Here is a 15,251-nt window from a genome sequence, read left to right on the forward strand (position 1 = left end):
TTTGCCGTCTTACAACGAGACCACCGAGAATCAAGTTGAGAACTTTGCAGGAGCTGGCCAATCAAATACCTGGCCTTTCCGTGCCGATATTGTTCAGGCCCTATTCAACGCAGGATGCTATAAGCATCACAATTTCGATGCAGCTTCCGGAATGACTTCTTCGAATGGGCAGGCTCTTACTTTTCATTATGGCATTTGCAATCATGGTGGCGGCACGGGGCCGCCACCAAGATCCTTTCGTGCCCCGCGCGACCGAATCCATGCCACCGGTCAACGTGCCCTAGCCGGATCTGTGTGACCGCAGCGTTCCGAACTTGCATGCCTGAGCCTCAGCAGATGCGCGGCAGTTGCTCGCCCGATAGCCAGTCGACGATGCAGCCGCCGCCAAAGCTGGTCGCCATCTGTACGAAACGGTGGTTATCGGCAATTGCCTCGCCGATGTCGGCGGCATCGGAGCCGAGGGGATGCGCCCGCATGGCAGCGAGCACGGCATTGGCGACCTCGGGTGACACGATCGCAACCAGCTTGCCTTCATTGGCGACATGGAGCGGATCGAGCCCCAAAAGCTCACAAGCAGCGGTCACGCCGGGCTTCACCGGAATTGCCTCTTCCTGCAAGCGAAATCCGAGGTCGGATTGCTGGGCGATCTCGTTCAGGCTGGCGGCAAGCCCGCCGCGCGTGGGGTCGCGCATCAGACGGATGCCGTGACCTCCGACCTCAACCATCTTCACGACGAGGTCGGCCAACGCCGCTGAATCCGATACGATCTCGGTGTCAAAAGCGAGGTTCCGCCGCTTGGACATGATGGCAACGCCATGATCGCCGAGCGTACCCGAGATCAGCACGCGGTCTCCGACACGCGCGTTCTGCGCGGAGAGATCGAGCCCGTCAGGCACCACACCGACGCCAGCTGTCGAGATGAACAGGCCGTCGGCCTTGCCGCGCTCGACTACCTTGGTGTCGCCAGTGATGATGTGGACGCCGGCCGATCGCGCTGCTTTTCCCATGGACTCGGCGATCATCTTGAGGTCGGAGAAACAAAACCCCTCCTCGATGATGAAGCTCGCGGCCAGGTAAAGCGGCCGCGCCCCGGCCATTGCGATGTCGTTGACCGTGCCGTGCACGGCCAGCGAACCGATATTTCCGCCCGGAAAGAACAGTGGCGAAACGACGTAGCCATCGGTCGTCATCACCATACGCCCGGCCCTGACGTCGAAGGCCGACTGATCATTGCCGCGTGCCAGCCATTCATTGCCGAAGGCCTCGTGGAACAGCCCCGAAATCAGCTGTGCCATCGCACGGCCGCCGGCGCCGTGAGATAGGTCGATGCAGCCGTTCCTGATATCGAGCTTGCGCTGATGTTCTCTCATGACGCTCGTCTCTGCCGATGATCGCGGAAGCGACCGTAGGTCCAATGCGCAGAGCAGGTGCCTTCGGAGGAGACCATGCAGGATCCCATCGGCGTGTCCGGCGTGCAGACCGTCCCGAAAAGCTTGCAATCCACCGGCTTCTTTACCCCGCGCAGGATGGCGCCGCATTCACAGGCCGGATTGTCGGCAACGCACAGCTCGCGCATGTCGAAGCGTACTTCCGCATCGTATACGGCGTACGCGCGGTTCAGCTTCAGCCCGCTGTAGGGAACTTGACCGAGCCCGCGCCATTCGAACCGGTCTCGCAGCTCGAAAATGTTGGAGATCTCCTCCTTGGCGCGCAGATTGCCGTCGCGGGTCACCGCGCGGCGATACTGGTTTTCCACTTCGTGGCGATGATCGTTGACTTGCCGGACCAGCATCAGGATGGCCTGCATCATGTCGAGCGGCTCGAAACCGGCGATCACGATCGGCTTGCCGAACTCCTTCGCGAAAAACTCGTAAGGCGCCGTACCGATGATGGTCGAGACGTGGGCCGGCCCGAGGAAACCGTCGATATTGACGCGGCCGATATTGCGGATGTCGGGGCTCTCCAGAATGTTCTGCATCGCCGGCGGCGTCAGCACGTGGTTGCAGAACACGCTGAAGTTCGAAAGCTGCTTTTTTTTGGCCAGACGTATCATGACGGCCGTCGGTGGCGTCGTGGTCTCAAAGCCGATGGCGAAGAACACGAGCTCGCGGGTCGGGTTCTCCTCTGTGATCCGGATCGCATCGATGGTGGAATAGACCACGCGGATATCAGCGCCGCGGGCCTTTGCCTTTAGCAGTGAAGTACCTTGCGAGCCCGGCACACGCATCAGGTCGCCATAAACGCACAGGATGACCTCGGGCCGCTCGGCGAGCCGGATCGCCATGTCGATCCGTCCTGCCGGCAGCACGCAGACCGGGCAGCCGGGGCCGTGGATCATCCGCACATTGCTCGGCAGCATGTCCTCGAGGCCATAGCGCGAGATCGCATGCGTATGGCCGCCGCAAAATTCCATGAAACGATAGGCTCTTTCCGGAGCGGCCTCGGCGCAGATGGCCTTCGCCAGGCCAAGCGCGATCGCCTTGTCGCGAAACTCGTCGACATACTTCATTGCGCGGTCCCCTGCACATCGATGCTGAACTCGCGCAGAAGGTCGAGCGTGCGTCTCGCTTCTTCCGGATCGATCTTGGTCAGAGCGTAGCCGACGTGGATGATCACGTATTCGCCAATGGCGATATCCTCGATCAGCGCTACGGATATCGCCTTGCTAACGCCGTCGATGGAGACCACGGCGATGTCGTCAGCAAGAAGCTTCGTGATCTCAGCGGGTATGGCGAGACACATCAGACTCTTCCTTCCAGGCCTTGGTGTTCGAGCAGCGACAGGGCCGCGATCCAAGCCTGCCCGAGGCTCAGGCCGCCATCATTGGGTGGCACCTGGCGTGGAAGCAATGGCTTGAGACCGGCGGCAAGACAGCCGCGCTCGATCTGCTGGGCCAGGATGGCATTAAGGAAGCAGCCGCCGCTCAGAGTGATGGTCGTGAGGCCGGTCTGCTGCACCGCACGCGCGATCCAGTCAACACAAGCGACGGCAAACGTGCCGTGGAAGAGCTCGGCTCCTTCCGTCGGATCGAGCGTATTGGCGCTGAGGTAATCAAGCAGCGGATGCATTGACAGCACGCCATCCTTGATCCCCCAGCCACCGTCCGCAACGCGGGAGCTGCGCACGGGGGCCTCCAGCTTCAATGCCGCCTCGCCCTCATAGCTCTGAACGGAGGAGAGACCGAGCAGTCCTGCCGCAGCGTCGAATAGCCGGCCGGCGCTGGTCGTCACGGGCACGTCGGATTGGTCGAGCAACGCGGAGAGGCTCTCGGCCTGCGGTCGGCTAGCGAACCGGCGCGGAATCACCTCGCCGCGCCCCAGGGAATGCAGCACGCTCGCCGCCATTCGCCACGGCTCACGGGCAGCGCGGTCGCCACCAGGCATCTTCAGCGGCGCCAGATGTCCGATCCGCTGGAAGCGCGCTCCTTCGCAGAGCAGGAGCTCCCCGCCCCAATTGCCACCATCGCTTCCATAACCGAAGCCGTCGAGCACAAGCGCGAGCGCCGATCCCTCGATACCGTGCTCCGCCATCACCGAGGCAGCATGGGCATGATGATGCTGGACCGCAATCAGCCGCTGCCCGCTCGCTTGGGCAAAGCGGGTCGATGCCATATTGGGATGCTGGTCATGTGCGATAACCACGGGCTCGACGCCCAGTGTCGAGGTCAGGTGCCGCACCGTTTCCTCAAAGAAGCGGATCCCTTGCCGGGTGTCGAGATCGCCGATGTGCTGGGAGACGAATGCCTCATCGCCGCGCGTGACCGCAACGGTCGACTTCAAAGCGCCGCCGACGGCGAGCACGGGCGGCACTGACCGCGCAAGCCGGACCGGTTCGGGAACATACCCTCGAGCCCGGCGGACGAACTGCGTCCGTCCTGCCGCAACCGACGCAACGGAATCGTCTACGCGGGTTACGATGTCGCGATCATGGGTGACGATGAGATCCGCAATGGCAACAAGGCGCTGTTCTGCCTCCCGGTTGTCGATCAAAAGCGGCTCGCCACCAGGATTGGCGCTGGTCGTCACCATGACCCAGCTTCCGTCTTTGCGCAGATACCTCGAATTCAGCGCATGGAACACCAGATGTTGCAGCGGCGCGACCGGCAGCATGACGCCGATTCGCGATAGCTCCGGCGCGATAGCACGTGCAAGCCGATGACGTGACGTCATCAGCACGATCGGCCGCGGCGTAGATTCCAGCAGGGCAAGCTCAGCCTTATTGGCTTCGGCGATCTCCGAGACCGCATCCACGCAGCCGACCATGACGGCAAAAGGCTTCTGGTCCCGCTGCTTCCGCCGCCGCAGGCACTGCACGACGTCATCGTCGCGGGCGTCGCAGACGAGCTGATAGCCGCCGAGCCCTTTGATCGCGACGATCTTGCCCGCGGCGACCGCGGCTGCGACCTCCTCCACGCCATGGCTGAGCCTCGGACCGCATTGCGGGCAGGCGATCGCCGCGGCATGGAATCGCCGGCTCGTGGGATCGGCATAGTCGCTTGCGCAGGCCGCGCACATGGCGAAATGCTTCATCGTCGTGGTCGAGCGATCATAGGGTAGCCGCTCGGAGATGGTGTAGCGCGGCCCGCAATGAGTGCAATTGATGAAGGGATAAAGGTGGAAGCGGCTGCTGGGATCGAACAGCTCGCTCAGGCACTGCGGACAGGTCGCGGCGTCCGCGACCATCCGCGTCGACACCTTGCCCTGCTCGCTGGCACGGATACTGAATTCGTCGCTCAAGACAGCACCGATGCTCTGGACGGAAATCTCATCGATCCGCGCGAGCGGCGGCTTTTCCGCCGGCAGCGCGGCGACGAAATCAGACACGCGCTCGCCCTCGACCTCGATCACCACGCCGTGCGGATCGTTAGCGACGAAGCCGCCGAGGTGATAGCGTGCGGCGAGGCCGTAGATATATGGACGAAAGCCGACGCCCTGCACGGCGCCGCGCACATGCAGGCGCAGTCGCTGTCCGCTCTGAGCCGTGGCCTCACCGTGCACGATCATCCCGCAGTGGCCAAATCGACCGGCGTCATCTTCGCCGCTTGCTTGCAGATCCAGGCATAGAATGCCGCGAACCCTTCACCGGTGCGCGCCGACATCGTCAGCACCTCGAGCCTGGGATTAACCCGCAGCGCGTATTCGATGGTCCTGGCGAGATCAAAATCGAGCACGGGGGCAAGATCGATTTTGTTGATCAGCAACAGGGACGAGACAGCGAACATGTCCGGATATTTGAGCGGCTTGTCTTCACCCTCGGTGGTCGATAACACCACGATCTTGCAGGCTTCGCCAAGATCGAAGGCGGCAGGACAGACGAGGTTGCCGACATTCTCGATAAAAAGGATGCCGCCGTTGAGCCGAGCCAGCCGGTCATAGGCCTCGTCCACCATCGCAGCATCGAGATGGCAACCCTTGCCGGTGTTGACCTGGATAGCCTGTACGCCGGTTGCGCGGATCCGCTCGGCATCGTTCGATGTCTGCTGATCGCCCTCAATTACTCCGATCGGAAAGCTGTCTTTCAATTCGCGGACAGCGCGAACCAGCAGCGAGGTCTTGCCGGCCCCCGGGCTCGAGACCAGGTTGAACGTGAGCACATTGTCGGCATGGAAGCGTGCACGGTTCTCGTTGGCAAGCCTTTGATTCTTGCTCAGGATATCGCGCTCGACCTGTATGATACGATCGCTGCTCATGCCGGGCGCCTTCTGGCCAACCGGATTTGCGCCGCGATCGGGCAGCCCGACGTGGCCATGCCCATGATCACTGGCCGCACCATGGTGATGATCGAAATCGTGGCCAGGTCCATAAAGTTGATGATGACCACGATCAGGATGGTGATCATGCGCATGCTCGACGACCGACTTTCCGTCACCGCAGCCGCAAACCGTACACATTAGTCGACCTCCAGTTCCTTGACGCGCATTTCTTCCCCCCCGGTTACCTGCAATTGATGGTTGCCGCAGGAAGGACACGGCTCATAGCGTTGCCTGATCTCGACGCTCGTCGAGCAAGCCATGCACCAGGCTATTCCGGGCATCTCGACGATCTCGAGCCTGGCTCCTCGCGCGATCGTCCGCGCGGCGGCGGCTTCGAAGGAGAACGTCATAGCCGTCGGCGCGACATGGCTGAGCGCTCCGATCTCGAGGCATACCACTTTCACCCGGGAGAACGGGCGCTTGCGCGCCTCTTCCTCGACGATGCCGATGATGCCTTCGCACAGCGCCATTTCATGCATGGTCCACCTCGCGGAATTCGAGTTTGAAATCGACGCATGGATCGAACGAGCCGACGAGGGCGCGCACCGCGTCCTGTCCGTGCCGGCCGCCGGCCAGCAGCGAGCCTTGCAGACTCTGGACCAGCGGCCCGCGCGCATGGAAATTCCATTCAGTGGGGGCCAGGAATTCGAAACGGACGATACAATCCTCGTCATCGAGAACAATGGCGTGGTAAAGTCGGCCGCGAGCGCATTCGACAGCTGCCGCACCCCTGCCGTTGCCGAGGCGATAGCTCTCGATAACGCCGTTTTCCGCCACTTTCTCGCTGCCCTCAAGCCAGACGCAAAGTCGGACTATCTCAGAAATCCGCGCCTTCAGGCGCTCGGCGGGACCGGCGTCTCGCGGCAGACACGCCCCACGCATAACCCGGCGCGCCCAAACGCCGGTCTCCGGAATCCGGCCGTGAAGATCAGGAGCCTCGGAGAAGGTCGGGCTGTCCGCCAGCATCCGCATGACGACGTCAAGATCCTCGGCCGCCGACAGGAACGACGGCTTGATCATAGTAAGCGACAGCGAATTGCCTTTGAGGCTCGCAAGATGCATGGCCAGCGCGCTGCCGGTCGTCGGCGCCAGTTCCTCGCCCGTGATCCCCAATGTGTTGAGCCACGCTCTGATCTGCGACACGGCCTCGCCACGCGGTGGCTCCTCGCTGCCGCCGAGCGCGGTCGTCGCCAGCATCATGGCACGAACGACGGCGGCACTTCTGCTATCCAGCGCGAAGCGGCCGACGAAGAGGCCCCGCAACAGCTCAGTCAGGCGCTCGGCAACCACAACGGTGACACGGCGCCGGAGCGTCTCGGCAGACGGTCGTTCGCGATATGCGGCCTCGACCGCCGATAGGAATGCCACCTGATGGGCCGTCGCGCACAGCGAGAACAGCCGCGGCAGCACGCCCGTCAGCGATGTGACCTGCTTTCCCGTAAACAGGCGCGCCAAAGGTGGCCGGCTGCGCGGCAGGATCGTGACGTCCGCGATGGTGCTGCCGGTGAGCCAGACGGTGATGTCGATCTCGTTGCTGAAGGCCAGGCTCATGCTTATGTGTGCCACTCCGTCAGAGCGCCACGCAGGACGTTACGCCGATCGACGCGTTTGTTGCGAAGGCGCTGCGACGGACCGCCTCCTCGCCGTCGGGCCGCAGCATCGGCTCGGCCAGGGCGGCTTCCGCCGGTACCGACGCCACGTCGGTGACGGCGAACATCGGCGAGAGCAGCGAGCAGCTCGCGATCCGGTCGATGTCGGCGACCTCGCCGGAGGAGAATTCGATATTGCCGGCAGAAAAGCGGACACGCAGCGTCGAGCCGGCGACTTCCCGCGCAATTTCGCCCGCGGGAACCACGACAAAGAGGGCACATGATGCCAAGGATCGTGCGGTTAACCAGGCGAAATCCGATCGGCGAAGCGCTAGGCGCGTCTGCCAACCGCTTACCCCGCGCCAGCGCGTCGACTTCACTGGTGGCGGTTACTGCGTCAAACATCATGACTCGATCGCCCATGAGCTTGCATTTTTGGGGGCGTCACGATTGCGACAGTGCCAGTCCTCCGGCAACGCCGCGAACGGCGTGCCGGGCGTTACCTGCACAAACTCGTTGCCGTGGGCGGGACCATAGACCGTCCAGCGGATGCCGCATTCCAGCCGCGTGCCGTCGGCAACTTCCTGGCGCACGGCAAGATTCTCGAACCCGTTCATTTGAAATAGGCCTCAATTATTTCCTCCAAGCGCGCGGCGGAATCCTGAAAATCCTCGTCGGCGGCAATCGTGACCACCGGCACGCTGCCCACCTCGAGCGTGTCGACGATGATCGCGTCCATGGCATTAAAGAACTGCACCGACCAGACATTGCGGATTCCGGTCGCAAGCACGCGACAGGTGCCGTAGCCGCGCGAGACGAGCTGGATCGGTCCGTTCTTGAGGGTCTCCTGGAGGAAGCTCATATCGAACGGGCTCATTGGCAGCAGCGTGAAATTGATGACTTTTGAGCGGATGCCGGGGCGCCAGGCCAGCGCGCGCTCGCGGATTTCGGCGAGCACTGGCAGCACGTTCATCGCCCCTTCCGGTGCGTGCCCGATCTCGAAATTCACAGCCGTGAGATCGACAGCCGCGCGTTTGACGATCTCGGGGATGGCGCCGACCTCGAGATATTCGGATGCCTCGTTCGTATCGAGCCGCACGCGCCAGATCCCGGCCAGCACCGATTCCTGGAATTGCGCCAGCGATCCGTCCGGCAGTGCGACGACGCCGGTCACCTCGCCTTCGCCGATTACATCGGCAATCAGCTTGCGTTCGAGATCGTTGAGATCGCCGAGTCGAAACAATCGTGTCGGCACATCGGTCTTTTGGCTGGCGATGGTGGCGGCGAGCTGCGACAACAATTCGACCGCGTTCGGGCAGCTCCTAGCTAGCTCCGCACTATCGAGTGACGCAAGCTTCGCCAAAGCGCCCGCTGCGGTCAGGCGGCCGCCCGCCGCCTCGAGCCTCTCCTCGCCGTAGATCGGCCGCTTCGCATGGTCGAGTGCTGTACAGAAGCCCACCTTCATACTTCGACACCCTGTAATCTAGGGTAGGGGACGACGGTCTCTACGACTACGACGGTCCTCCTGCGCGGTCGGCTCACGGGCGCGGAGATGCGGTCGAAATAGATCGACCGATCCCGGATTTTTGCGATCAGCCCAGGTATCTTCTTCCTGGCGAACAAAATCAGCATCAGATGAGTGCGTACGACAAAACGCTGAGCAAGCGCACTCGCGGCCTCTCGCGCGATCACCTCGCCACGCAGCGGCCCCTGAAACTCATTGCTCAACTCGGGCCGAACGACGGCAACGTCGGTCGCTTCCGCAAGGCTTGCGTGCTCCCTCGCTGACGACAAGTCAGATATTCTCCTATGCATACGACGCCGCGTTTTCAGATGAAGGGGCGCTTGTCATGGACGGTTGAGAGTCATCTTTCTGGAACGGAGACTTGTCTTCCAACTTCGCGACAGTCTCCATCAAGCCGGTGCTTGTCGTGAGGCTCGTCCTGGAATGCCGAAGATGGTCATTGGTCAGGTCGATCCGGAGATGCTCGGGCAGGATCGGCTCGCGGCCGACCAGGTCGGCGAAAAAGCTGTCGCAATTCTCACCACTGAGCGCTGCGTCGATGCCTTCAATCGCATCGGCAATCAGCCTCGCCTCTTCATCGTCCAGAAGCCGAATTGCAGTATCGAGACAGACCAGCACCTTGGCATGGGTCGGCGGATTGGAGAGCAAGAGCACCGAGACACGCCGCCGTACGCCGCGAAACTCGCAAAGCGCCGAGATGCCGTCGGTTTCAATGACCATCATTGGCAAACCAAGACACATCCGCGATGTCTCCGACAGCTCGCTGACCGTTCAGGTCCGCCTCGTCTCGTAATGAAGGTGATCGATACCGTTGGCGAGCAACCACTCGGATTCACGTAACGGTGCGGTGCGCGGCGTTACCTCCACGCCCCACTCGGCTAGGATTTTGCAAGCAACTTCGACCGCAGGAGCGATCTGATTGCGTACCGCAGGTGTCAGGGGGCCACCCCAGTCCTCGAGGTCGAGCGGCTGACAGCCGATCAGCACGAGATCTTTTGGGCATTGTCCAAGAAGATCAGTTGCACTGATAACTTCCTGAAAAGTGGTATGATGCAGACTCATCTTCCTAGCGCCGGTGAAGCGCGGCACTTCCTTGTCGCGCACGAGCTTTAACTCTCCGGGCTTAAGGCCATAATCGATCGCGTCGAATACGATCAGGCAGTCAGATTCCTGAAGGTAGTTCACGAGCTGAAGCCCCTGCGTACCGCCGTCCAGAATGGTGACGTTGTCCGGCACGGCATAGCGGCGATGAAATTCTTCCACGGCTCGCACCCCAAAGCCTTCATCTGCCCAAAGAATGTTACCGATACCGAGCACTAGGACGCGCCTTGGCTGTTGACATGCCGGCCTCGGCCTGACCGCCCAAGAGTCACGGCGCTGACGTACACCCGAGATCATCGAGGAGATGATGCTCTGGCGCGACATGATGTCTTCGCGAATGACAGCATAGATGTGGACGATCAAGAATATGACCAGCGCCCACATGCCCAGATGGTGCCAAGTATGCACGTCCTGGCTGTTCGGCCAGACCGCGAAGACCCAGCCGAACAGCTTGTGCTGCCAGCTGTCGTTCCCGGCTCCTTCCGAATACAGGGCAAAGCCCGTGACAATCATGAAGGCCGCGACCAACGTGAAGCCCGAGAACATCGCGATCTGCGCCAGGGGATTATGGCCGACATACATCTTCGGCTCGCGCTCCAGGAAGGCGTACCAGCGGATCTCGTGCAGCACGTCCTTCCAAAACTGCTTGCGATGCACCGGAATGAAGAATATCTGCCGGGACTGGTAGTTGCCGGCGAAGGCCCACAGGATGCGGGCGAGAAAGAATACCGCGAGCACCTGCCCCGCCGCGAAATGCGCAAAGCGGATATAGCCCATCGCGAAGTTTTGGGACGTCTCGCGCGCGATCGTTGGGAGCGGTGCTCCGATCAGATAGCCGGTTACCATCAACGCGAGAATCGATAACGCATTCACCCAATGCCAGATCCGCACCGGCGCTTCGTAGACATAGACGGCCCGGGCGACGGTCTGCTCGCCGGCGGCATCGGTCGCGATCGCAACAAGGTCCCGCTCGGTTTCCGCCGGGCGCGCAACTGCATCCTTCATGGCGTTCCTTTCTCCCTTACCGGGCCTTGACCGTCGCCATTTCGCGGCCATCTGGCGACATCACGTGCGTCGAACAGGCAAGGCACGGATCGAAGGAGTGGATGGTGCGCAGGATCTCTAGCGGCTGCTCCAGATTCGCCATCGGCGTATCCACGAGCGAGGCTTCAAAAGCGCCGATATTGCCCTTGGGATCTCGCGGTGAGCCGTTCCAGGTGGTCGGCACCACGCACTGGTAGTTGTCGATTCTTGTTTCCTTGATCTTGATCCAATGCGCGAGCGCCCCGCGCGGGGCCTCGGTGAAACCAAAGCCCTTGGCCTCCTTCGGCCAGCTCTCCGGCTTCCACTTGTCGACACTTGCCGTCGAGGAGTCACCGGCTTTGATGCGCGCGACTAGCTTGTCCTGGAAGTAGCGCATCTGTCGCGCTGCCCATTCGCATTCCAGTGCGCGTGCCGCGGTGCGGCCGAGCGTGGAGAACAGCGCGGTAACGGGAAGACCAAGTGTCTTGAGCAGCTTCTCGGTCGGATCCTTGAACTCGGGCTTGTTCTGCGCATAGCCGACGATGTAGCGGGCGAGCGGCCCGACTTCGACCGCATTGCCGCGCCAACGCGGCGCCTTGATCCAAGAATATTTGCCGCCCTCGTCGAGCTCCTTGATGTCGGTCTTGGTGCCCTTGGCGTTACGACCAAGCACATAGTTTGGCTCGGTGACGCCGTCCCAGGGATGCAGCCCCTGGGACTCGTCGGCATATTTGTACCAGGAGTGGGTGACGAACTCTTGAATCTGCTCGGGGTCCGCGTGGTCAATGGGCAGCACGTCATTGAGATTGCCGTTGATGATCACGCCCCGCGGCACCCTGAGGTTCTTCGCGGAATAGTCGTTGGCGTTCTCGGGGATGTCACCATAGGCCATCACACTCGTGCTGGAGAGGCCCCCGCCATAGAGCCAGTCCTTGTAGAATGAGCCGATCGTGAGGATGTCGGGCGAGTAGACCTTTTCGGCGAACTCGATGCAGCGGTCGACGACGGAAGAGACGAGGTTGAGCCGCTCCATGTTGATGGCACCGACCGCGCCGGTGCCGTCGACGTTGATGGCGCAGGGCACGCCGCCGACCAGCCAGTTCGGATGGGGGTTCTTGCCGCCATAGATGGTGTGGATCTTGACAATCTCCCTTTGGAAATCGAGCGCTTCCAAATAATGCGCGACCACCATCAGGTTCGCTTCAGGCGGCAGCTTGTAGGCGGCATGGCCCCAATAACCGTTCTTGAACGGTCCGAGCTGGCCGGACTCGACGAACTTCGTCAGCCGGATCTGGAGATCCTTGAAGTAACCGGGCGAGGACAACGGCCAGGACGAGACCGATTGCGCTAGCGCCGATGTTGCCTTCGGATCGGCCTTGAGCGCCGAGATCACGTCGACCCAGTCGAGTGCATGCAGGTGGTAAAAGTGCACGAGGTGGTCATGCACCTGGAGACAGAGCTGCATGATGTTGCGGATCGAGTTGGCGTTCTCCGGAATGGTGACGCCGAGCGCGTTCTCGACCGTGCGTACCGAGGTTAGCGCATGCGTTCCGGTGCAGACGCCGCAGATCCGCTCGGTAAAGGCCCAGGCGTCGCGCGGATCGCGCCCCTTCAGGATGGTCTCGATGCCGCGCCACATCGTGCCGGTGGAGACCGCGTTGCGGATCACGTTGTCGGAGTCGACATTGACCTCGACCCGCATATGTCCTTCGATTCGGGTCAGCGGATCGACGACGATGCGCTTGCCGGAATCGTCGAGTTTGAACCCGTTGGGTGTTTGGATGCCCATCGTTGCGTTTCGTGAGATCGATTATTGATGTTGGTTTGCGTCTTCGCGCTTGCTGGCGAGCTGTTTCACGGCCGTCACAGCCGCATGCGCCGCGACCGCAGCTCCAACCACGCCCGCCGCCGCCATGCCGATCTGGTCGGCATTCTTCTCGATGCCGAACTGCTTGATGTTGGTGAGGCGGTCGTAGAACGACCCCTTGTCCCAGAAGCCGTCTTCAGAGCAGCCGATGCAGCCGTGTCCGGACTGGATCGGGAAGGAGATCCCGCCGTTCCAGCGCACCGTCGAGCAGGCGTTGTAGGTGGTCGGTCCCTTGCAGCCTATCTTATACAGGCAATATCCTTTGCGCGCCGCCTCATCGTCCCATTCTTCGACGAACTGGCCTGCGTTAAAATGCGACCTCCGGTAGCACTTGTCGTGGACGCGCTGCGAATAGAACATCTTTGGCCGGCCATGGCGATCGAGCTCCGGCAATTTGCCGAAGGTGGTGATGAAGGTGACGATGCCGGTCATCACCTCCGCAATCGGCGGGCATCCCGGTACTTTGATGACCGGCTTGTTCTTTATGACCCTGTCGATCGGGGTCGCCTGCGTCGGATTAGGCCTGGCCGCTTGCACACAGCCCCAGGAGGCGCAGGTACCCCAGGCAATGATCGCCATCGCGTCCTCGGCCATCATCTTCAGTTTCTCGACAAACGGCTTGCCGCCGTGGATGCAGAACATGCCGCCCTCGTTCAGCGGCGGATTACCTTCAACCGCGAGCACATATCGGCCCCTGTACTTGGCGCGGGTATCCTCGAGGATCGCCTCGGCCTGATGTCCGGCTGCGGCCATAATGGTGTCGTCATAATCCAGCGAGATCATCGACAGAATGACATCCTTCACGAGGGGATGGGCAGAGCGGATGAAGCTCTCCGAGCAGCAGGTGCATTCGAGCCCGTGCATCCAGATCACCGGCATTCGTGGCTTTGTTTCGAGCGCAGTTGCAATGCGGCTAGCCGCCAGCGGTCCAAGCCCGAGGCTCGTCGCCGTCAGGGCGCAGAATTTGTGAAAGCTTCGACGCGTGATGCCCTGTCGCCTGATCACGCTGTAGAACGTTTCCGCCGCCGCGCCCATGGCCCCTCCCGTCTTCTGCTTTGACCTATCGATGGACGCACGGGCAGCAAGAAGCGGGCCAACCCCTCAGTTGCGCGAGCACCATCGTTTCCAATCTGGCGATCACGAGCGCTCTTGGCGATGACTTCACGAACCGGGCCGCCTAGACGACCACCTTCTCTCAGCCTGAAGCGGAGGATTCTTCCAGTCTCCGTTCGGCGGTTCATCGACATACTGGATGATCCGCGGGTACTTGTGCGGCGCAAGACGGCCTTGACGAAGGCCTTCACTCATTCGTTGCGGGCTCCGGCTTCAATACGACCAATACCTTTCTTGGTCAGACCTTCCGCGTCCGGCACGGCGATCACGGCCGCTTCGAGAACGGCTGGATATTGAACAAGCGTCGAAATAACTTCGAACGGGCTCACATAGATTCCACTGACCTTGACCATGTCGTCGCTGCGGCCCACGTAGGCATATGTTCCGTCCGCATTTTTAACGTACTTGTCGCCGCCGGGCTCGCCGTCTGACGACGACTTTCCTTCGTCGTCGCGCAAGGGCGGCCAACGCCCGCATCCCAACATACGCTTTCACATCGCCTCCCGACGGTGGAGTGTAGAAAAACCCGCGGGGCGGCCCCGACGCCTGGACCTGGAATCACGCCGAGCCCGCCCCTACACCACCGGGGGGGCCTGGTGATGCTATGTTGAACAAAGCAAGTGGTGTGCCGAGCCGAGCCTACATCTACTGCAAGGTTCTTCTGCGAAAAGCGCGCTCGAGGGCGCTTGAATTGCAGCTGACGTCAACGCGTATGGTCCAAGTATTCGCACCGATTGCGATAGGTTCATCAAGATCAGAGCGATCTCAGCTGGGCTTTGTCGACGATTTTCAGTGATACATTTCTGTTCGGTCGCTCTTTCCTTGCGGCAATATTGGCCACAATTTGAAATCCAAGTTCGTGTCCTCAACTTCTGTCGGGGCGCCGTTCTTCACTCGTACGATGATCTTGAACGTGCCCCTTCGTGCAAACCCAGAGCACAGATTTCAGCTTTATCTTCGCATGGCCCGGCTGAGCCCGCTCCTTCACCCGCGTTGACGCGCTCCCCTCAGTCGTTCTTGGACAATTCAGTAACAAAACGAACATCGCTCCGTCTGATAGAGTGAACGCGGAGGAGATGAACCGCTCGAAGTTGCCGCGCTCCTACAGAACAACAGCCGCCGCTGTCTGACTGCTTCGTCGACCTGTCGTATCCAGGACAATACAGAACGTCGTCATGTTCATGACAATACTCGTCGGCGACCGCGCAACTGCCGCTGCGCGATGAGCTATGTTCTTCCTCGGTCATTATCGATATACACATGCAGAAGCTTGATACGCAT

At 61.3% G+C, this 15,251-nt stretch carries 15 protein-coding genes and 2 pseudogenes; all 17 read right to left on the reverse strand.

Annotated features, from left to right (window positions below):
- Window positions 1-329 precede the first annotated feature (329 nt).
- Window positions 330-1,370 carry a hydrogenase expression/formation protein HypE gene (gene hypE, locus SO140_RS28795; protein WP_449383616.1) on the reverse strand — a complete coding sequence of 347 codons (1,041 nt, stop codon included), beginning with the start codon at window positions 1,368-1,370 and terminating at the stop codon, window positions 330-332.
- Window positions 1,367-2,509 (reverse strand): hydrogenase formation protein HypD, encoded by a 1,143-nt coding sequence (gene hypD, locus SO140_RS28800; protein ID WP_498543495.1) that lies wholly within the window; start codon window positions 2,507-2,509, stop codon window positions 1,367-1,369. Before hypD ends, hypE begins: the two co-directional genes overlap by 4 nt.
- Entirely contained in the window at window positions 2,506-2,742 is a 237-nt protein-coding gene (locus SO140_RS28805) for a HypC/HybG/HupF family hydrogenase formation chaperone (protein ID WP_498543496.1), read from the reverse strand. Before SO140_RS28805 ends, hypD begins: the two co-directional genes overlap by 4 nt.
- The gene (gene hypF / locus SO140_RS28810) at window positions 2,742-5,003 is read right to left on the reverse strand and encodes a carbamoyltransferase HypF (RefSeq protein WP_498543497.1); all 2,262 of its coding nucleotides are present in this window, start codon (window positions 5,001-5,003) and stop codon (window positions 2,742-2,744) included. The genes SO140_RS28805 and hypF overlap by 1 nt, the downstream gene beginning before the upstream one ends.
- Window positions 5,000-5,890 (reverse strand): hydrogenase nickel incorporation protein HypB, encoded by an 891-nt coding sequence (gene hypB, locus SO140_RS28815; protein WP_498543513.1) that lies wholly within the window; start codon window positions 5,888-5,890, stop codon window positions 5,000-5,002. Before hypB ends, hypF begins: the two co-directional genes overlap by 4 nt.
- Entirely contained in the window at window positions 5,890-6,231 is a 342-nt protein-coding gene (hypA, locus tag SO140_RS28820) for a hydrogenase maturation nickel metallochaperone HypA (protein WP_498543498.1), read from the reverse strand. Before hypA ends, hypB begins: the two co-directional genes overlap by 1 nt.
- Window positions 6,224-7,303 (reverse strand): nickel-dependent hydrogenase large subunit, encoded by a 1,080-nt coding sequence (locus SO140_RS28825; RefSeq protein ID WP_498543499.1) that lies wholly within the window; start codon window positions 7,301-7,303, stop codon window positions 6,224-6,226. Before SO140_RS28825 ends, hypA begins: the two co-directional genes overlap by 8 nt.
- A gap of 19 nt (window positions 7,304-7,322) precedes the next feature.
- The gene (gene hybE, locus SO140_RS28830) at window positions 7,323-7,631 is read right to left on the reverse strand and encodes a [NiFe]-hydrogenase assembly chaperone HybE (RefSeq protein ID WP_498543500.1); all 309 of its coding nucleotides are present in this window, start codon (window positions 7,629-7,631) and stop codon (window positions 7,323-7,325) included.
- A 114-nt stretch (window positions 7,632-7,745) separates the two neighbouring features.
- Entirely contained in the window at window positions 7,746-7,958 is a 213-nt protein-coding gene (locus SO140_RS28835; RefSeq protein ID WP_449383623.1) for a rubredoxin, read from the reverse strand.
- Complete coding sequence (locus SO140_RS28840; protein WP_498543501.1) at window positions 7,955-8,806, reverse strand: hydrogenase expression/formation protein; 852 nt, start codon at window positions 8,804-8,806, stop codon at window positions 7,955-7,957. The genes SO140_RS28835 and SO140_RS28840 overlap by 4 nt, the downstream gene beginning before the upstream one ends.
- Window positions 8,803-9,135 (reverse strand): thioredoxin domain-containing protein, encoded by a 333-nt coding sequence (locus SO140_RS28845; RefSeq protein ID WP_498543502.1) that lies wholly within the window; start codon window positions 9,133-9,135, stop codon window positions 8,803-8,805. Before SO140_RS28845 ends, SO140_RS28840 begins: the two co-directional genes overlap by 4 nt.
- Window positions 9,136-9,319: 184 nt before the next feature.
- A pseudogene (locus SO140_RS28850) lies at window positions 9,320-9,607 on the reverse strand (HypC/HybG/HupF family hydrogenase formation chaperone); the annotation flags it as partial.
- 30 nt (window positions 9,608-9,637) lie between these two features.
- Window positions 9,638-10,183: a HyaD/HybD family hydrogenase maturation endopeptidase gene (locus SO140_RS28855; RefSeq protein ID WP_498543514.1), complete on the reverse strand. Its 546-nt coding sequence runs from the start codon at window positions 10,181-10,183 to the stop codon at window positions 9,638-9,640.
- Window positions 10,184-10,234: 51 nt separating this feature from the next.
- A pseudogene (gene cybH, locus SO140_RS28860) lies at window positions 10,235-10,972 on the reverse strand (Ni/Fe-hydrogenase, b-type cytochrome subunit); the annotation flags it as partial.
- Window positions 10,973-10,988: 16 nt separating this feature from the next.
- Window positions 10,989-12,779, reverse strand: a complete 1,791-nt coding sequence (locus SO140_RS28865; RefSeq protein WP_498543503.1) for a nickel-dependent hydrogenase large subunit — start codon at window positions 12,777-12,779, stop codon at window positions 10,989-10,991.
- 21 nt (window positions 12,780-12,800) lie between these two features.
- Complete coding sequence (locus tag SO140_RS28870) at window positions 12,801-13,892, reverse strand: hydrogenase small subunit (protein WP_498543504.1); 1,092 nt, start codon at window positions 13,890-13,892, stop codon at window positions 12,801-12,803.
- Window positions 13,893-14,161: 269 nt separating this feature from the next.
- Window positions 14,162-14,428, reverse strand: a complete 267-nt coding sequence (locus tag SO140_RS28875; RefSeq protein WP_449383628.1) for a hypothetical protein — start codon at window positions 14,426-14,428, stop codon at window positions 14,162-14,164.
- Window positions 14,429-15,251 lie beyond the last annotated feature (823 nt).

The sequence above is a fragment of the Bradyrhizobium sp. UFLA05-108 genome (assembly GCF_059803455.1).

Bases quoted from the DNA above. Each gene is read 5' to 3' on its own strand.
- SO140_RS28865 (WP_498543503.1), bottom strand. From the start codon at position 12,779: ATGGGCATCCAAACACCCAACGGGTTCAAACTCGACGATTCCGGCAAG.
- SO140_RS28835 (WP_449383623.1), bottom strand. From the start codon at position 7,958: ATGAACGGGTTCGAGAATCTTGCCGTGCGCCAGGAAGTTGCCGACGGC.
- SO140_RS28825 (WP_498543499.1), bottom strand. From the start codon at position 7,303: ATGAGCCTGGCCTTCAGCAACGAGATCGACATCACCGTCTGGCTCACC.
- hypB (WP_498543513.1), bottom strand. From the start codon at position 5,890: ATGTGTACGGTTTGCGGCTGCGGTGACGGAAAGTCGGTCGTCGAGCAT.
- hypD (WP_498543495.1), bottom strand. From the start codon at position 2,509: ATGAAGTATGTCGACGAGTTTCGCGACAAGGCGATCGCGCTTGGCCTG.
- SO140_RS28840 (WP_498543501.1), bottom strand. From the start codon at position 8,806: ATGAAGGTGGGCTTCTGTACAGCACTCGACCATGCGAAGCGGCCGATC.
- hypA (WP_498543498.1), bottom strand. From the start codon at position 6,231: ATGCATGAAATGGCGCTGTGCGAAGGCATCATCGGCATCGTCGAGGAA.
- SO140_RS28805 (WP_498543496.1), bottom strand. From the start codon at position 2,742: ATGTGTCTCGCCATACCCGCTGAGATCACGAAGCTTCTTGCTGACGAC.
- hypF (WP_498543497.1), bottom strand. From the start codon at position 5,003: ATGATCGTGCACGGTGAGGCCACGGCTCAGAGCGGACAGCGACTGCGC.
- SO140_RS28870 (WP_498543504.1), bottom strand. From the start codon at position 13,892: ATGGGCGCGGCGGCGGAAACGTTCTACAGCGTGATCAGGCGACAGGGC.
- hypE (WP_449383616.1), bottom strand. From the start codon at position 1,370: ATGAGAGAACATCAGCGCAAGCTCGATATCAGGAACGGCTGCATCGAC.